Raw genomic sequence first — 14893 nt, forward strand, 5'->3', positions numbered from 1 at the left:
AAGAAATGCGAAACTGTGGTTTTTTCGTTTATTATAGCCCAATCAAAAGCGCACTATTTCTTATCTTACAACATATTTCTTATGATTTACGATATAGATACCCTTTGGTAATCCCTTCAAAGAGATTGCTTCTGTACGGATAATCTGTCCATCAAGACTATAAACCGTACCTCGTACCTCGTCATTACTTTCATCATTAACAGTAACACCGTCAATAGCTGTGACAGTGTCCTCCTCTACACCATCAATGAAGAATCGTATAGTCTTTGCATACGTCTCAGAACCTGTTGCAATCCAGCAACGGAAACCCATTATAGAAAGAGGATGCTGTGTAAAGTGCCACTTACCATCTTTTGAACCTAAAGCATAAGAGTTTGCAGGAACAATGCTATTAGTCTGCTTGATAAGTGAACCACAGAACTGCAACGTCTCATCTTTCGTTGTTGAAGAAGTAGCTTCATCCTTAATAACTCCACCGTAGTAATTAGATAGTTCTGAAGGTTTTTGCGTCAAAGACACATTATTTATAACATAGTAAGGAGCAGGAACCTCTATCCAAGAATTGTCTTTCAACTGCTTCCTATATGGGTCTTCACGCTCAATACCAGTCGGCTCCTTATCTGATTTGATAAGATAGAGTTCATTTGCCTTTATTGCCAAAGCATCGTCATTACTTAGATTTACACTCTCGAATTTGATACGGCTCTTTACCGTGTTGTGCTGTTTGGGATGCCAAGAGAGCTTGACATTCTCACCGAAAGCAGTCTTCACCTGACCTACTGTAAGATTGACAGGAAGCATAAGAGAACACCAAATGCCTGGCTTCATCGTACGCTTCAGAATAAGTGTACCAGCATTAATAGGATCTACCTGAAGATCTATATAATTGTCACTTGTCTGATTTTCATCCAATACAATATCATTATTGCCACAATACTGTAACTGTACATTATCCCAACAGGTCCAATCACGCTCATCTGTAGACCCCTGTATCTCTATACCAATATTTAGAATATCACCGTCATGCGGCACTTTCACTAATATTGTATTGTTGTATTTACCTTTATCAAATTCCTTTCCAGCCTTGACATAAGGACTCTCTACCGTAACATTACCGACATTCTTTCCACCCTTATCTATTGCCAAGTCATCATCATTATAGACACGAAGTAAATCTTGTTTTGTATAAGTAAATTCCTGTCCAAATTCATTCAAACGAGCACTTACATTTGATATCGTAGCGTTTGATCCATTTACCTTTGCAAACAGCTTTGACACCATATGACTTCCATTCCCTCTATTGTAGAAGCCATTACAGGAAACCTTATACCAGCCTTTCTTTATTGTTTTGACAGACTGTGTAATTTTTCCATTAGCCTTATCATTATTACCTACATTACGGACATTAGCTGTTGTATAGCCTGCAAATTGTGCCATATAATAGTTACTTGATATAGCACCATTTCCTACATAGTAAGTATAATCCTTCGAATCTGGCTTAAAAATATAAGGTATTTCTTTCCCTTTACTATTTTTTGCATATGACCATGTGAGACCATCACTTGCTTTCCAATGATCTACATAGACATTACCACGTTCAAAATTTTGGTCATAAATGAGGAATGTTGCATCTGATGGAGCTTCATTTGAAGCATATGTATCCTTAAAAGCATCTTTCAAGTCTTGCTTCGTAACAAACTTCCATTTACTGTATTTATTGTTAGGAGTATGGGGATATTCAATATCATAAGTTTTCCCATTACTTGCAGATGCCATTGTAAGATAAATATCACCATTCATACCAGCACGTTCCTCATCATTATTACAATAGATGTAATAGGTATTGTTACCATCACTTGTTTTCTCAATCTTCCACTCTAGAATACCATTCTTATGTTTAGTATGAGTAAAATCATCCGTCCAATCTACTCCTCTGTCAACATATACCCGATTATAATTGATTGGATTCTTTGGCCCTGGAGTGTCCATCTGACGTCCGAAAGCAATATACTTTCCCTCCGTCGTAACCAATGGACCTGTCATTGTGTAAGTATTTGGTATCGTCGAACGTTGTACATAGGTTGTCATTCCCACATTAAAACCTATCACAACTGTTCCCCAATAGCTACCCGTATTGAGAAATTTACCAGTACCAACATTATAGAGATATACTGTCCCCATATCATCTGTCTTATCAACTATATTTTCAAGTGGATTACCTTTCCATAAATGATGTTCATCTTGTCCTTGTGCTTTTACACTAACATGAACCAACAAACCTACTACGACTAGAATAGTCGTTAATGTAAAACGTCTTACCATTTTCCTTTTCTGTTTAATAATTAGTTCCCCCAAACATCTAGATCTGCATTGTCCCATGGTGTATTTGGTTTCGCGCCGATACCACCATCAGGATCTCCTGGGATAATACGCTCACTACCATTACCATGCTGTTCCGGGATGCCATCCCCATCATTGTCAATCTGCGAAGCACCAGGTAAGCATTGCATCACATCATCAAAATTAAAAGCCATAACTTCTACATATGGCCTCAGATAATTTTTCTTCATCATTACTTATTAATTTTTTAGTACTATATTCTATATAAACTCACGAGGAAAACTCACAAAAACTTAAATAAAATATTAGTCCATATAATGCCTTTAAGAACCCACTTTGTAGGACTGTATACTATACGGTACCCATCAAATCCTTTCAAAATTTAATAATATTAGTGCAAAGATAATAAAATTTATCTTCTTCCTCCATTAATTAAACCTATTTAATAAAAAAGATGTTGCATAAATAGCATTAAAAAGAAATCCTGATAAACACCACTTACTTGCAACGACAACATTCAAAAGAGTTATAGCATTTAAACATCTGCAATTCTTTCAGATTTAGTAAAATCTATACTGCCATTTAAACAAATGATACATTACTGTGGTAGGAAATTGCGTATATTCATTATTTTCCCTAACTTTGCCAATATGAAATTTAGAACCATTGCCAATATTGCCAATCCAGTATTCAAATTAAGACCCTGCGAAAGAGTCCTCTTTGTGGGTTCTTGCTTTGCAGATAACATCGGGAAGCGATTCAAAGAGGAGAAGTTTCGCACGAAAGTCAACCCTTTTGGGGTGATGTATAACCCTGTTTCCATCCTTCACACAGTACGGAAACTATCCAATCAGGCGTTTGATATAGTGGTATTCACGCTTGGGACGAACCATGTCTACATAGAGAAAGCTACGGGAGAGATCGTGGATAATTGTCAAAAACGCCCTCAAAACCTTTTCAACGAACAGGAATTAACGATTGACGAATCGGCTAATGCCCTGCGTGAAGCCATCCATTTATTAAGGAAACAAAACCCAAATGTGAAGGTGATAGTGACTGTTAGTCCGATAAGATATGCAAAATATGGCTTTCACGGGAGCCAGTTGTCAAAGGCTACATTGCTTTTGGCTGCAGACAAACTAGTACGAGAAGAAGGAGAGGCGGTCTATTATTTCCCTGCTTACGAGATAGTGAATGATGAGCTGAGAGACTATCGCTTCTATAAAGCGGATATGTTACATCCTAACGAACAAGCCGTTGAATACATCTGGGAACGGCTCGTTGAGACTTGCTTCTCATCGGAAGCTAAGAAGTTTCTGGAGGCTTGGCGTCCTATTAAGGAGGCGTTAGGACATCGCCCATTCAATCCCGATTCGGAGACTTATCGGCTCTTTCTAAAGAAGACCAAAGAGAAAGCTCGACGCTTAAAACAGCTATATCCTGACCTAGAAATAGACGAAGAACAACTGAAACAATGCTGATATGAACGATCAACAGATAGAACGCTTACTGGAGCAACACGGTATTAAGCTAACAGCCAATCGAATACTAATAGCCAAAATCATGTCTTCCTTGGATTATCCAGTATCAATGAGAGAATTGGAAACAATGCTCCTCACGATGGATAAGTCGAGTATCTTCCGCACGTTATCACACTTCAAAAGCCATCATTTAGTGCATCAGTTGGAAGATGGGAACGACATTGTGCGTTACGAACTATGCCATAGTCTGAACAAAGAAACCGATGAAGACATACATGTACACTTCTATTGTGAACACTGCCATCGCACCTTCTGCCTCAATGAAATACCCGTTCCGCAAGTCAATTTACCTACTGGTTATAGGCAGACAGCCGTTAACTACATGATTAAAGGAATCTGCCCAGATTGCTCCCATCGGTAGATTCTTTATCAATAAGTAATAAAAAACGGTCAAGATAAGATGTTGTATTAATAGTTTTGATTATCTTTGCAAGAGATTAAAACAATTAGAATAGTAATGAATTATACTATTGAGAAGGTAACGACACTAATTGGTGCACGCCGATATGGTACTAAAGAGGCTAATATAAGCTTCGTTCTCACCGACAGTCGATCACTCTGCTTCCCTGAAGAAACATTGTTCTTTGCACTCAAAACGGAGCGTAATGATGGTCATAACTATATACCGGAACTATATGCAAGGGGCGTTAGGAACTTCGTAGTAGAGGTAGTTCCAGATAACTGGGAAACGCTCTACTCGGGTTCAAACTTCCTAAAGGTTGTGGGCAGCCTAGAGGCTTTGCAACGTTTAGCAGAGCGTCATCGCGATGAGTTCCTCATACCGATTGTGGGCATAACAGGCTCTAATGGCAAGACAATGGTTAAGGAGTGGCTTTATCAACTACTATCTCCTCAAATGGTGGTAACGCGTTCTCCAAGAAGTTATAACTCTCAGATCGGTGTCCCACTATCGGTTTGGTTGCTCAATGAAAACACCCAAGTAGGGGTGTTCGAAGCGGGCATCAGTAAGCCAGGAGAGATGATGGCGTTGCGTGATATCATACAACCTACCATCGGAGTGTTCACTAGTTTGGGTACAGCTCACCAAGAGAACTTCCCTTCCATAGAGGCTAAATGTAAGGAGAAGTTATGTCTTTTCCATGACACGCAAGCGATTGTCTATTCTATGGATGACGATGTTCTGACACATTGCTTGGCTCAATATAACTACCAAGGAGAGCAACTTAGTTGGTCAACAAAGCATACGGACGCAACGTTCTATATAAAGTCTATTGAGAAGAAGGACATTGAGACTACAGTTACTTACACATGGAAAGGTGGGAAAGAAGCCCAGTATAAGCTCCCATTTATCGATGATGCAAGTGTGGAGAACTCTATCACTTGTGCTGTTGTTGCACTACATTTAGGTGTAACGCAGTCTGCTCTTGCAGAGCGAATGGCGCAATTGGAACCTGTTGCTATGCGATTGGAAGTGAAAGAGGGACAGCATGGTTGCACGCTTATCAACGATTCTTACAACTCTGATTATAACTCACTTGACATTGCACTCGACTTCATGAATCGTCGTCCAGACCATAAGGGACGCAAGAGAACATTGATATTGAGTGATATACTTCAGAGTGGCGAGGATGACAAGGAACTATATAATAAGGTGGCATTCCTATGTGAGAAGCGTGGAGTTGATAAGTTCATCGGCATTGGCGAAGGGCTTTTAGCAGAGCGCAATGCCTTTAAGCATTTAGGAGAAAAGCATTTCTTTGCTACTATCAATGCCTTCATTCATAGCGAGGTATTTGCTAACTTGCACGATGAAGTGATCCTTTTAAAGGGTGCAAGACAGTTTGGTTTTGACCATCTCACCGAACTATTGGTAAAGAAAGTACATGAGACTGTATTGGAGGTAAACCTCAATGCGGTGGTAGATAACCTCAACTGGTACCGTTCCTTTATGAAGCCTGAGACCAAGCTAGTGTGCATGATCAAGGCTGATGCTTATGGAGCTGGAGCCGTAGAGATTGCTAAGACGTTGCAAGATCATCGTGTCGATTACCTTGCTGTGGCTGTGGCAGATGAGGGGGTAACGCTCCGCAAGAATGGTATTACAAGTAACATCATGATCATGAACCCAGAGATGTCATCCTTCAAGACGCTCTTCGATTATGATCTTGAGCCTGAGGTTTACAGTTTCCGACTCCTTGATGCACTCGTCAAAGCCGCTCAAAAGGAGGGCATAACAGGCTTCCCTGTTCATATCAAACTCGATACTGGTATGCACAGACTGGGCTTTGATCCACAGAAAGACATGGATGAATTGATTGATAGACTTAAACATCAGAATGCTATCATACCGCGTTCTGTCTTCTCTCACTTCGTTGGCTCTGATGCAGATAGCTTCGATGAGTTCTCTGCCAAGCAGTTTGCTTTATTCGATGAGGGTAGTAAGAAGCTGCAAGCAGCATTCAAACACAAGATCATCCGACACATAGATAACTCATCAGGAATCGAACACTTCCCAGCGCGTCAACTAGATATGTGTAGGCTAGGATTGGGTCTTTATGGTATCAATCCACGCACAAATAAGATTATCAACAATGTTTCTACACTCAAAACTACCATCCTTCAGCTTCGCCATGTGCCTGCTGGCGACACGGTAGGATACTCTCGTAAGGGTACAATAGACCATGATAGTGTTATCGCCGCAATACCTATTGGCTATGCAGATGGGCTCAATCGCCACCTTGGGAATCGGCATTGTTATTGCTTGGTAAACGGTCAGAAGGCTGAGTATGTAGGCAATATTTGTATGGATGTAGCCATGATTGACGTTACAGGTATCGATTGTAAGGAGGGCGATAGCGTTGAGATTTTCGGCGACCACCTATCTGTCACAGTCCTTAGTGATGTATTAGACACGATTCCTTACGAGGTTCTCACCACCATTAGTAACCGTGTGAAGAGGGTTTACTTCCAAGACTAACGAGTGCTATTCATCCCCTCTTCTTCTCTTGAAGAGGGGATATAATCTATCAAACTCATCCCTATTTGCTCATTTTCAACACTGAATACACAGATAAAAGGACGACTCCATGACTTCCTTTCATCCGTGTATTCTGTGTTTAAGATGAACTTAGTAACAAATAAACAACTATAAGATTTATGGAGATAATATACTTAATTCTGGGACTTATCATCGGTTTCGTCATCTCATTCTTGTGGCTAAAAGGCAAGATGACACAGGATGTGAGCAAAGCAAATGAGCAACTGGCAGCACTCCGCAGTCAGCTGGAAGCGGAGCAGAAGAGCGTTGAAGATCGTCTTGCTGTCGCTAAAGAGAATGCGACTCAACAGGTGACTGCAACGAAAGAAGCGGCTGACCGACAATTAGAAGAGGTCAAGAACAGCTACACCCAACGCCTGGAAGCAGAGCGCAAACATAACGAGGAATTACGTAGCGAACTACAGAAACAGGCGGAGGCAAAGAATAAGTTGCTGCAAGAGGAGGTGCGTAACATGGCGGCGCAGATGCTTTCAGAGAGTCGTGAGAAGATGAATACGGCTGATAAAGAGCGTCTCGAGGCTTTACTCACACCTTTGAAGGACCGCTTGGAGGCTTTCAATCAGACGGTGACAAACAATAGTAAGGAGACAGCAGCTAACAAAACAGAGATCAAAACGACCTTTGAAGAGGCGATGAAGAGACTTCATGCCGAGCAAGAAATGACCATTAAGGCGATGCGTGAAGACCAAGAACGAACGGTGAAGGAGCTTCGCGAACAGACAGAACGCATTGGAAATGATGCCGCCTCACTAACGAAAGCACTCAAGGGGGACTCGAAGATGCAAGGTGACTGGGGTGAGATGATTCTCGAAAAGACCTTAGAAGACTGCGGGCTTATTAAGGATCAGCAGTTCTTCCTACAAGAGAATTACAAGGACGAGGAGGGTAATAACTTCCGACCAGATGCTGTTATCGAGTTGCCGAATAAGGAGAGAGCAGTCGTTGACTCGAAGGTTTCGCTCACAGCTTACCAATCGGCAATAAAGGAAACAGACCCTAATGAGCAGGAGCGATTGCTGAAAGAGCATGTAAACTCCATGCGGAAACACATTGACGAGCTATCGGCTAAGGGCTACGAGAAGATTGTCCCTGGTTGTATCGGCTATGTCTTGATGTTCATCCCCTACGAGAGTGGCTATTCCGCAGCCCTCAAGACCGACCCTTCTATCCTACAATACGCCTACAGAAAGCATATCATCGTACTCAGTCCGAGCAATCTCCTCATGGCATTGCAACTGACCCGCACGATGTGGCAGAACTATCGATTGAATAAGAATGTAGATGAGATTCTCCGCCAGTCGAACGATCTATACGATAAGTTCGTGACCTTCGGTGAAACCTTCGTAAAGATTGGGACAAGCATTGAGAAGCTCCAATCAGACTTCAACAAGGCTAAGGGACAACTCAACGAAGGCAAAGGTAATATCATTAGACGCCTCGAAGGGATGAAGACGCTGGGGATTACTCCGAAGAAGCAGATACCTGATAACCTATAAGGCACACATCACAAAAGACCCCACTCATGGTCGGATAAGTACCGCACCATGGGTGGAGTCTTTTCGTTTATACACCTTTATATAATAGTGGAAAACTTATTTCAACAAGAACTTCCGCCTCGACTCAATGATATCCTCCATATTCTCACTTGCCCACGAGAGTAGATTATCAATCAGAGGCAACAGACTCTTACCCTTCTTCGTAAGCGAATACTCCACACGAGGTGGTACCTCTGGAAAGACTTCACGATGAATGAGTCCATCAGCCTCAAGCATCTTTAGCGTTGCTGTCAACATCTTTTGAGAGATGTCTGGGATATTCCTTTGCAACTCTTTAAAGCGTTGGTTATCGTTCGACTCAAGGGTGAAGAGCACCAGCATTGACCACTTATCTCCTACTCTAGAGAGTACATTTCGGATAGGACAATTAGGGTAAAGAGCATCTCTAATATCACTTCTGTTCATTTCTAATAACGTCTATGTGTCTTATTACTATACAAAAGTAACCATTAAAGTCAACGTTCCCTTTTACTTTATAGTTAAACTATGTAAAACTAAGAAACGGCAATCTCTTTACTTACCGCATTACTTACTTCGAGGTAACTGGCTGACCTTTGCGTGCCTACTTGTGCGATTCTATGAAAGAATATACCTTTGCATCGTCAAAACAAAATAATAACAATTAAACAAATAAAGCATTATGAAGACGATTGAAACAATTAAGAATGGTAAGAACTACACAGCAGTAACAGTTGGAAAGCTCAACGAGATCAAAGATTATGTGCTCCCTATGGGCGAGATTGAGATACCTGGTAAGGTGTTCGCAGGGCAGGCTTTGCACGCAACAGGTAGTGAGCTATCATTCCAAACACTCGTTCCAGGACAAGACAGTGGCTTCTTGCACACACATAAAACGCACGAGGAACTTTACTTCATACTAAAAGGTGAGGGCGAATATCAGGTAGATGGCGATATATTCCCAGTCTCTGAAGGTAGTATCATACGTGTTGCTCCAGAAGGCAAACGCGCATTGAAGAATACAGGTAAGGGCGAGTTGCTCATGCTTTGCATACAATATAAGGCAAACAGCTTCGTTGAGAGCGATTCTCCCGTTAGTGATGGCAATATCTTAAATGAGCCACTTAAATGGTAACCGACCCCTTATTTCCAACGTGCCCGATACGTAATGTCCTTGCAAGGATATGCCGACCGGACACGCTGTGGATTATCCAGTTACTCGGTGCAAGTGGTTCGAAAGGATACAACACACTACTAAAGGATCTTCCTGAGAGCGAACTCGCCAATTCTTTGCAGGTATTAATACAGGACGAGATTATCACTGAGAAGGCTGGTAAATACGCACTCTCTACAACAGGTAAAGAGTTGTTCCCATTAGTAACATCGCTCATAACCTGGTGTAATGAGCACCTTGACTAAATATTCTTCTTACCATTTTCACGGTCATAAACGCCTTACACACAGCAGAAAAGAATACCCTTATATACAAAGCATACACAAACTAGCATTCAATAGAGCGTTCCCTCCATTTCAAGAGAGCCTCTCTTCCACCCGAAGAGAGGCTCTTCTCGCATAAAGGAAAGGCTCTCTTCATTTCGAGCAGACGCCCTTCTGCAATGCTATTGATTTGTCAATACGGATTATTTTAGCTATCTTTGTCCACCAAACAAAACAGTACATTCAATGGCAACAGTTGACGACAAGAAGATTATCTTCTCAATGGTGGGCGTGTCAAAGATCATCCCACAGAACCAAAAACAAATCCTGAAGAACATTTATCTATCGTTCTTCTACGGCGCAAAGATAGGTATCATAGGTCTTAATGGTGCGGGTAAGTCCACCTTAATGAAGATTATTGCAGGGCTCGTAGAGCCTACGCAGGGCGAAGTTGTGTGGAGCCCGGGTTATTCGGTGGGCTATCTACCACAGGATCCACCGCTCGATGAGAGTAAAACAGTCAAAGAGAACGTCATGGAGGGAGTGCAACAAATCTATGACGCACTCAAAGAGTATGACGATATCAATGTGAAGTTCGGCTTGGAGGAGTATTACTCTGATGCCGACAAGATGGATAAACTCATGCAGAGACAGGCTGAACTTCAAGACATCATCGACGCTACTGACGCATGGAACATCGACTCCCGACTGGAACGGGCGATGGATGCCTTACGCTGTCCTAAGGGCGATTTGCCTGTGACGAATCTGTCTGGTGGTGAGCGCAGACGCGTTGCCTTGTGCCGATTACTCCTACAGAAGCCCGACGTTCTACTGCTTGATGAGCCTACCAACCACCTCGATGCAGAGAGTATCGACTGGTTGGAACAGCACTTACAGCAGTATGAAGGCACCGTTATTGCCGTCACTCACGACCGTTACTTCCTAGATGATGTGAGCGAATGGATACTCGAACTCGACCGCGGGGAAGGGATTCCTTGGAAGGGAAACTACTCTTCGTGGCTCGATCAAAAGACCAAACGCATGGAACAGGAAGAGAAGTCTGCATCGAAGAGACGTAAGACTCTCGAGCGAGAGCTGGAGTGGGTTCGCATGGCACCAAAGGCTCGACAGGCAAAAGGTAAGGCTCGTTTGAACTCATACGAACAAATGCTCAACGAGGAACAGAAGCAGCGTGAAGAGAAGTTAGAGATATTTATCCCGAACGGTCCACGCCTCGGTAATAAGGTGATTGAGGCGCAGCACGTGAAGAAGGCGTTTGGCGATAAGGTGCTATTCAACGACCTCAACTTCATGTTGCCACCTAATGGTATCGTTGGTGTCATCGGTCCTAATGGTGCAGGAAAGACCACTCTCTTCCGCCTCATCATGGGACTTGAGCAGGTAGATGGCGGTACGTTTGAGGTGGGTGAGACCGTTAAGTTGGCTTATGTAGACCAGCAACACAAGGACATCGACCCTAACAAGACCGTTTATGACGTAGTGGCACAGGGCAACGAAACCATCCGCATGGGTGGGCGTGACATCAATTCGCGTGCTTATCTGTCACGTTTCAACTTCTCAGGAACCGACCAGAGCAAACTCTGTTCAGTGCTATCTGGTGGTGAGCGCAACCGCTTGCAACTGGCATTAGCACTCAAGCAGGAAGGCAATGTGTTACTCCTCGATGAGCCAACGAACGACATCGACGTGAATACGCTACGTGCGCTTGAGGAAGGTTTAGAGGCTTTCGCAGGTTGTGCAGTAGTCATCAGCCACGACAGATGGTTCCTCGATCGTATTTGTACGCACATCCTTGCTTTCGAAGGCAATGGCGAGGTCGTATTCTTCGAAGGCGGTTTCTCCGATTACGAGATTAACAAAGCGCGCCGTCTAGGTAATGAAGAAATCAAGAAAGGCAGGTATCGCAAACTAATGGAAGAGTAAAACTTCACTCAAGGGGATGTATCACAAGCGTTGTTAACGACTGATACATCCCCTTTTTCTTATGTATATCTTATTCGTTCAATAAGGTCTTATCACCCGCAAAACCATTATTCTACACAGTTATACAAGCCTGTATAATGAATTGTAACAAGTGATTACAATCAGTTGTCACGTATTGTTACAATCAGTTGTCACGCACTATACAATGAATTGTCACGTACCATACAATGAATTATAACGCGCTGTATAATCGAGTATCACACGTATGATACTCAAGTATCATAAGGATGATACTGAGTGATAAAAGCCCATATAGGGTATTCAATCATATAAGTGAGCGTTCCTATTAGCGTCCGTCTTTGCTCTTCGCCCTATCACCTACGAACAAAAGGAAGTGCTTTGTGGGAGAGTAAACACGTTTACGAGTAAACCTGTAGACAAGTTGTTACCTCGTTACCCACCGTCCCTAATCACTCCCCTCTCCATTCGGAGAGGGGTTGGGGGTGAGGCTGTAGAGGGGCTGTGTAGGGCTGTTATTGGGAGATTAGGCTTCTTTTCTATTCTTAAACCTCATATATCCCGCTCCAACAATAGCCAAGAGCAAGATGACGATAGCGATGTAAGCGATTGTCTCAGTCGTGGATATACTCGTTGGATGGAAGTCGAGTACAACCGTGTGCTTGCCTGCCTTTACATTCAAAGCACGTAGGATGTAGTTCACCCTACCGAGTTCTGCAGGCTGACCATCAATCGTTGCTGTCCATCCAGGATAATAGATTTCAGCGAAGACAACCACTCCACCCTTCTTAGATTCTATAGTGTATTGCAGGTTGTTAGGCTCATACTTGACGAGTTTCACTATAGCCGTTGAGTCGTTACTCTGTGCTTGTCCGAGGACAGACTCAAACTTCTTATCTGCAACGGCTTCGTGTCTTACATCAATCTTACCTACTCCGGCATACTCTGCGTTGGCGTCAGCTACATAGTTAATCTTATCTACGAACCATCCATTCCCTTGTGCATAAATATTCTGCAAAGGCATCGTTGCACCTCCTTGCAATGGTAGGATGAAGTACTTCGTGTTAAGCATATTCAATACAGGGAACTCTTTCGCGCCATCCACCTCCTGCATATTTCCATTCTTAGCAGCGATTGCCTGCATAGCAGCTTGCATCTCGGGTGCAATGTAAGCATCAATCATCTCTTGATAACGACGCAACTTCGCTGGGTGATAACCACCGATACTCTTATGGAAGTAAGAAGTTTCGTTCTCATTAAAGGTGTTCGAAGCGAGGTTCAACACACGGTAGTCAAGGCTCTTATCCTTCATAATGGCAAGGTCAGTGGAAGTGGCTTGATGAGGCATATCACGCTCACTCTTGGGTACAAACATCTCATCATTTAGGTATCGTTTGTCCACTTGCCACATATCAACAAGACAAAGTACTGCCATGCAGATAACCATATAATTGGCACGTAACTTCTTCATCTTGTAGAGGAACAAGAGGGCGAAACCTATCAAGATCACTATGACCGAACGCCATGCATCAGCACTCACCATTGCCTCACGCATCGCTGCGATGTTGGCTAGAATCATGTTAGCAGTATTGCCATCCATGCCTTGGATACTGGTAATCATCTGACGCTCTTGGTCGCTGACAAAGGGTTCCATCATACCTGGGAACAGGGCAATCAATAGCGCAACACCTGCTGTAAGGGCTAAACTGATATAAACGAACTTCATCTGTTTGGTAAGTACTTCAGGCTCATCAACTATCTTCTTCAGCGCAAGCGCAGCCAAAAGAGGTATCGTAAACTCGGCTATTACGAGGATACTAGCCACAGTTCGGAACTTAGCATACATCGGTATATAATCGAGGAAGAAGTTCGTAAAGCCCATGAAGTTATGTCCCCATGCGAGAAGAACCGACAGAACAGTAGCCGCCAGTAGTGCCCATTTCATAGAGCCACGCACAATGAACAATCCTAAGATGAAGAGGAACAACACGAAGGCACCCACATAAACAGGTCCGCTAGTGCCTGGCTGCGTACCAAAGTATTGCGGTATTGCATCATAGAGTTGCGGTATCATCGATTGTATCTGTGGGTCGGCTTTTGCCATAGCAGTGGCGTTCTTGCTCAATGGGACAGTAGCCCCACCCTTCGCATCAGGCACTAAGAGCGTTAGAGTCTCATCAATGCCATAACTCCATTGTGTTATGTAGTCACGGTCTAAACCAGAGCTTGTTTGATTGGCGGCATCCTTCTTTACCAACTCACTCTTGCCTCGCATGCTCTCCTTCTGATACTGCCATGTGTGATAGAGGCTCGATAGATTGATTGCAATACCAATCACTGCGGCAGCTGCCACGACGCCTGTCGACTTCATAAAGCCTGTCAGTTGCTTCTCACGCACAGCCTTTACAAGGTAAGCTATCACCATGAAGAGGATGATAAACAGGTAGTAATACGTCATCTGCACGTGGTTCGCCTTTATCTCAAATGCCGTGAAGAGTGCTGTAACAATGAATCCCGACAGGTATCGACCACGATAGGCTAAGACGATACCAGCAATCATTGGCGGTAGATAGGCTAATGCCATTACCTTCCACAAGTGGCCTGCTGCGATGATAATTAGGAAGTAGGACGAGAACGCCCACATGATACTTCCGAGTGCAGCTAACGTCTGTCTGAAGTCGAAGGCACGCAACAGAATATAGAAACCTAACAGGTAGGCGAAGAGGAACCATACGTTATCTGGCAACCAGAGATGGTATGCGTTCATCACTTGTGACAGTCCATCAGTCGACTGATAAGATGGAGACATCTGATAAGTAGGCATACCTCCGAAGATAGAATTAGTCCATCTTGTTGTCTCACCCGTACGATTCTGATACTCTGTAAACTCCTGTGCCGAGCCAACACCAGCCGAGGCATCGTGCTGAAAGAGTATCTTTCCCTGTGTAACAGGCACAAGGAAGTAAGCGAAAGAGATAATCGCAAACACCAAGATAACCACTACATCAGGTAGAAATTTCTTATAAGTTCTCATTTTAATAGCCTTTTGTTCTTTCTAAAGTATGCGTATTATGCGTGCA

The 14893-nt window shown here is 43.1% G+C and carries 11 protein-coding genes; 7 read left to right on the plus strand and 4 right to left on the minus strand.

All coding sequences use genetic code 11. The features are described 5' to 3' along the window. Window positions 1–60: 60 nt before the first annotated feature. Together D464_RS0104115 and D464_RS0104120 are read right to left on the minus strand one after the other, a co-directional pair. A complete protein-coding gene (locus D464_RS0104115; protein WP_024985784.1) occupies window positions 61–2322 on the minus strand; it encodes a hypothetical protein in 2262 nt (753 codons plus the stop codon). Between the two features lie 20 nt (window positions 2323–2342). Beyond that, window positions 2343–2534 (minus strand): hypothetical protein, encoded by a 192-nt coding sequence (locus D464_RS0104120; protein WP_238309075.1) that lies wholly within the window; start codon window positions 2532–2534, stop codon window positions 2343–2345. Window positions 2535–2990: 456 nt separating this feature from the next. Between D464_RS0104120 and D464_RS0104125 the strand changes: the two genes are divergently transcribed. The 4 genes from D464_RS0104125 (at window position 2991) to rmuC (ending at window position 8396) form a co-directional block, all read left to right on the plus strand. Beyond that, window positions 2991–3821: a GSCFA domain-containing protein gene (locus D464_RS0104125; protein WP_024985783.1), complete on the plus strand. Its 831-nt coding sequence runs from the start codon at window positions 2991–2993 to the stop codon at window positions 3819–3821. A 1-nt stretch (window position 3822) separates the two neighbouring features. Continuing rightward, a complete protein-coding gene (locus D464_RS0104130) occupies window positions 3823–4242 on the plus strand; it encodes a Fur family transcriptional regulator (RefSeq protein WP_018910277.1) in 420 nt (139 codons plus the stop codon). A gap of 96 nt (window positions 4243–4338) precedes the next feature. Then, on the plus strand, window positions 4339–6819 hold the full coding sequence (locus tag D464_RS0104135; RefSeq protein WP_018910278.1) for a bifunctional UDP-N-acetylmuramoyl-tripeptide:D-alanyl-D-alanine ligase/alanine racemase: 2481 nt from the start codon (window positions 4339–4341) through the stop codon (window positions 6817–6819). Window positions 6820–6998: 179 nt separating this feature from the next. After that, window positions 6999–8396, plus strand: a complete 1398-nt coding sequence (gene rmuC / locus D464_RS0104140; RefSeq protein ID WP_018910279.1) for a DNA recombination protein RmuC — start codon at window positions 6999–7001, stop codon at window positions 8394–8396. 96 nt (window positions 8397–8492) lie between these two features. Here rmuC and D464_RS0104145 read toward each other — a convergent pair whose 3' ends face one another. Further along, the gene (locus tag D464_RS0104145; protein ID WP_018910280.1) at window positions 8493–8861 is read right to left on the minus strand and encodes a winged helix-turn-helix transcriptional regulator; all 369 of its coding nucleotides are present in this window, start codon (window positions 8859–8861) and stop codon (window positions 8493–8495) included. Window positions 8862–9096: 235 nt separating this feature from the next. On the opposite strand from D464_RS0104145, the gene D464_RS0104150 reads away from it, so the two are divergent. From D464_RS0104150 to ettA, 3 genes are all read left to right on the plus strand, one after another. Continuing rightward, on the plus strand, window positions 9097–9549 hold the full coding sequence (locus D464_RS0104150; protein WP_018910281.1) for a cupin domain-containing protein: 453 nt from the start codon (window positions 9097–9099) through the stop codon (window positions 9547–9549). Beyond that, entirely contained in the window at window positions 9543–9833 is a 291-nt protein-coding gene (locus D464_RS0104155; RefSeq protein ID WP_018910282.1) for a winged helix-turn-helix transcriptional regulator, read from the plus strand. Before D464_RS0104150 ends, D464_RS0104155 begins: the two co-directional genes overlap by 7 nt. Window positions 9834–10097: 264 nt before the next feature. Further along, a complete protein-coding gene (gene ettA / locus D464_RS0104160) occupies window positions 10098–11795 on the plus strand; it encodes an energy-dependent translational throttle protein EttA (protein ID WP_004383854.1) in 1698 nt (565 codons plus the stop codon). Between the two features lie 544 nt (window positions 11796–12339). Here ettA and D464_RS0104165 read toward each other — a convergent pair. After that, complete coding sequence (locus tag D464_RS0104165) at window positions 12340–14847, minus strand: YfhO family protein (RefSeq protein WP_018910283.1); 2508 nt, start codon at window positions 14845–14847, stop codon at window positions 12340–12342. Window positions 14848–14893 lie beyond the last annotated feature (46 nt).

Origin of the sequence: Prevotella veroralis DSM 19559 = JCM 6290 (assembly GCF_000377625.1) — a bacterium.
Taxonomy (GTDB): domain Bacteria; phylum Bacteroidota; class Bacteroidia; order Bacteroidales; family Bacteroidaceae; genus Prevotella; species Prevotella veroralis.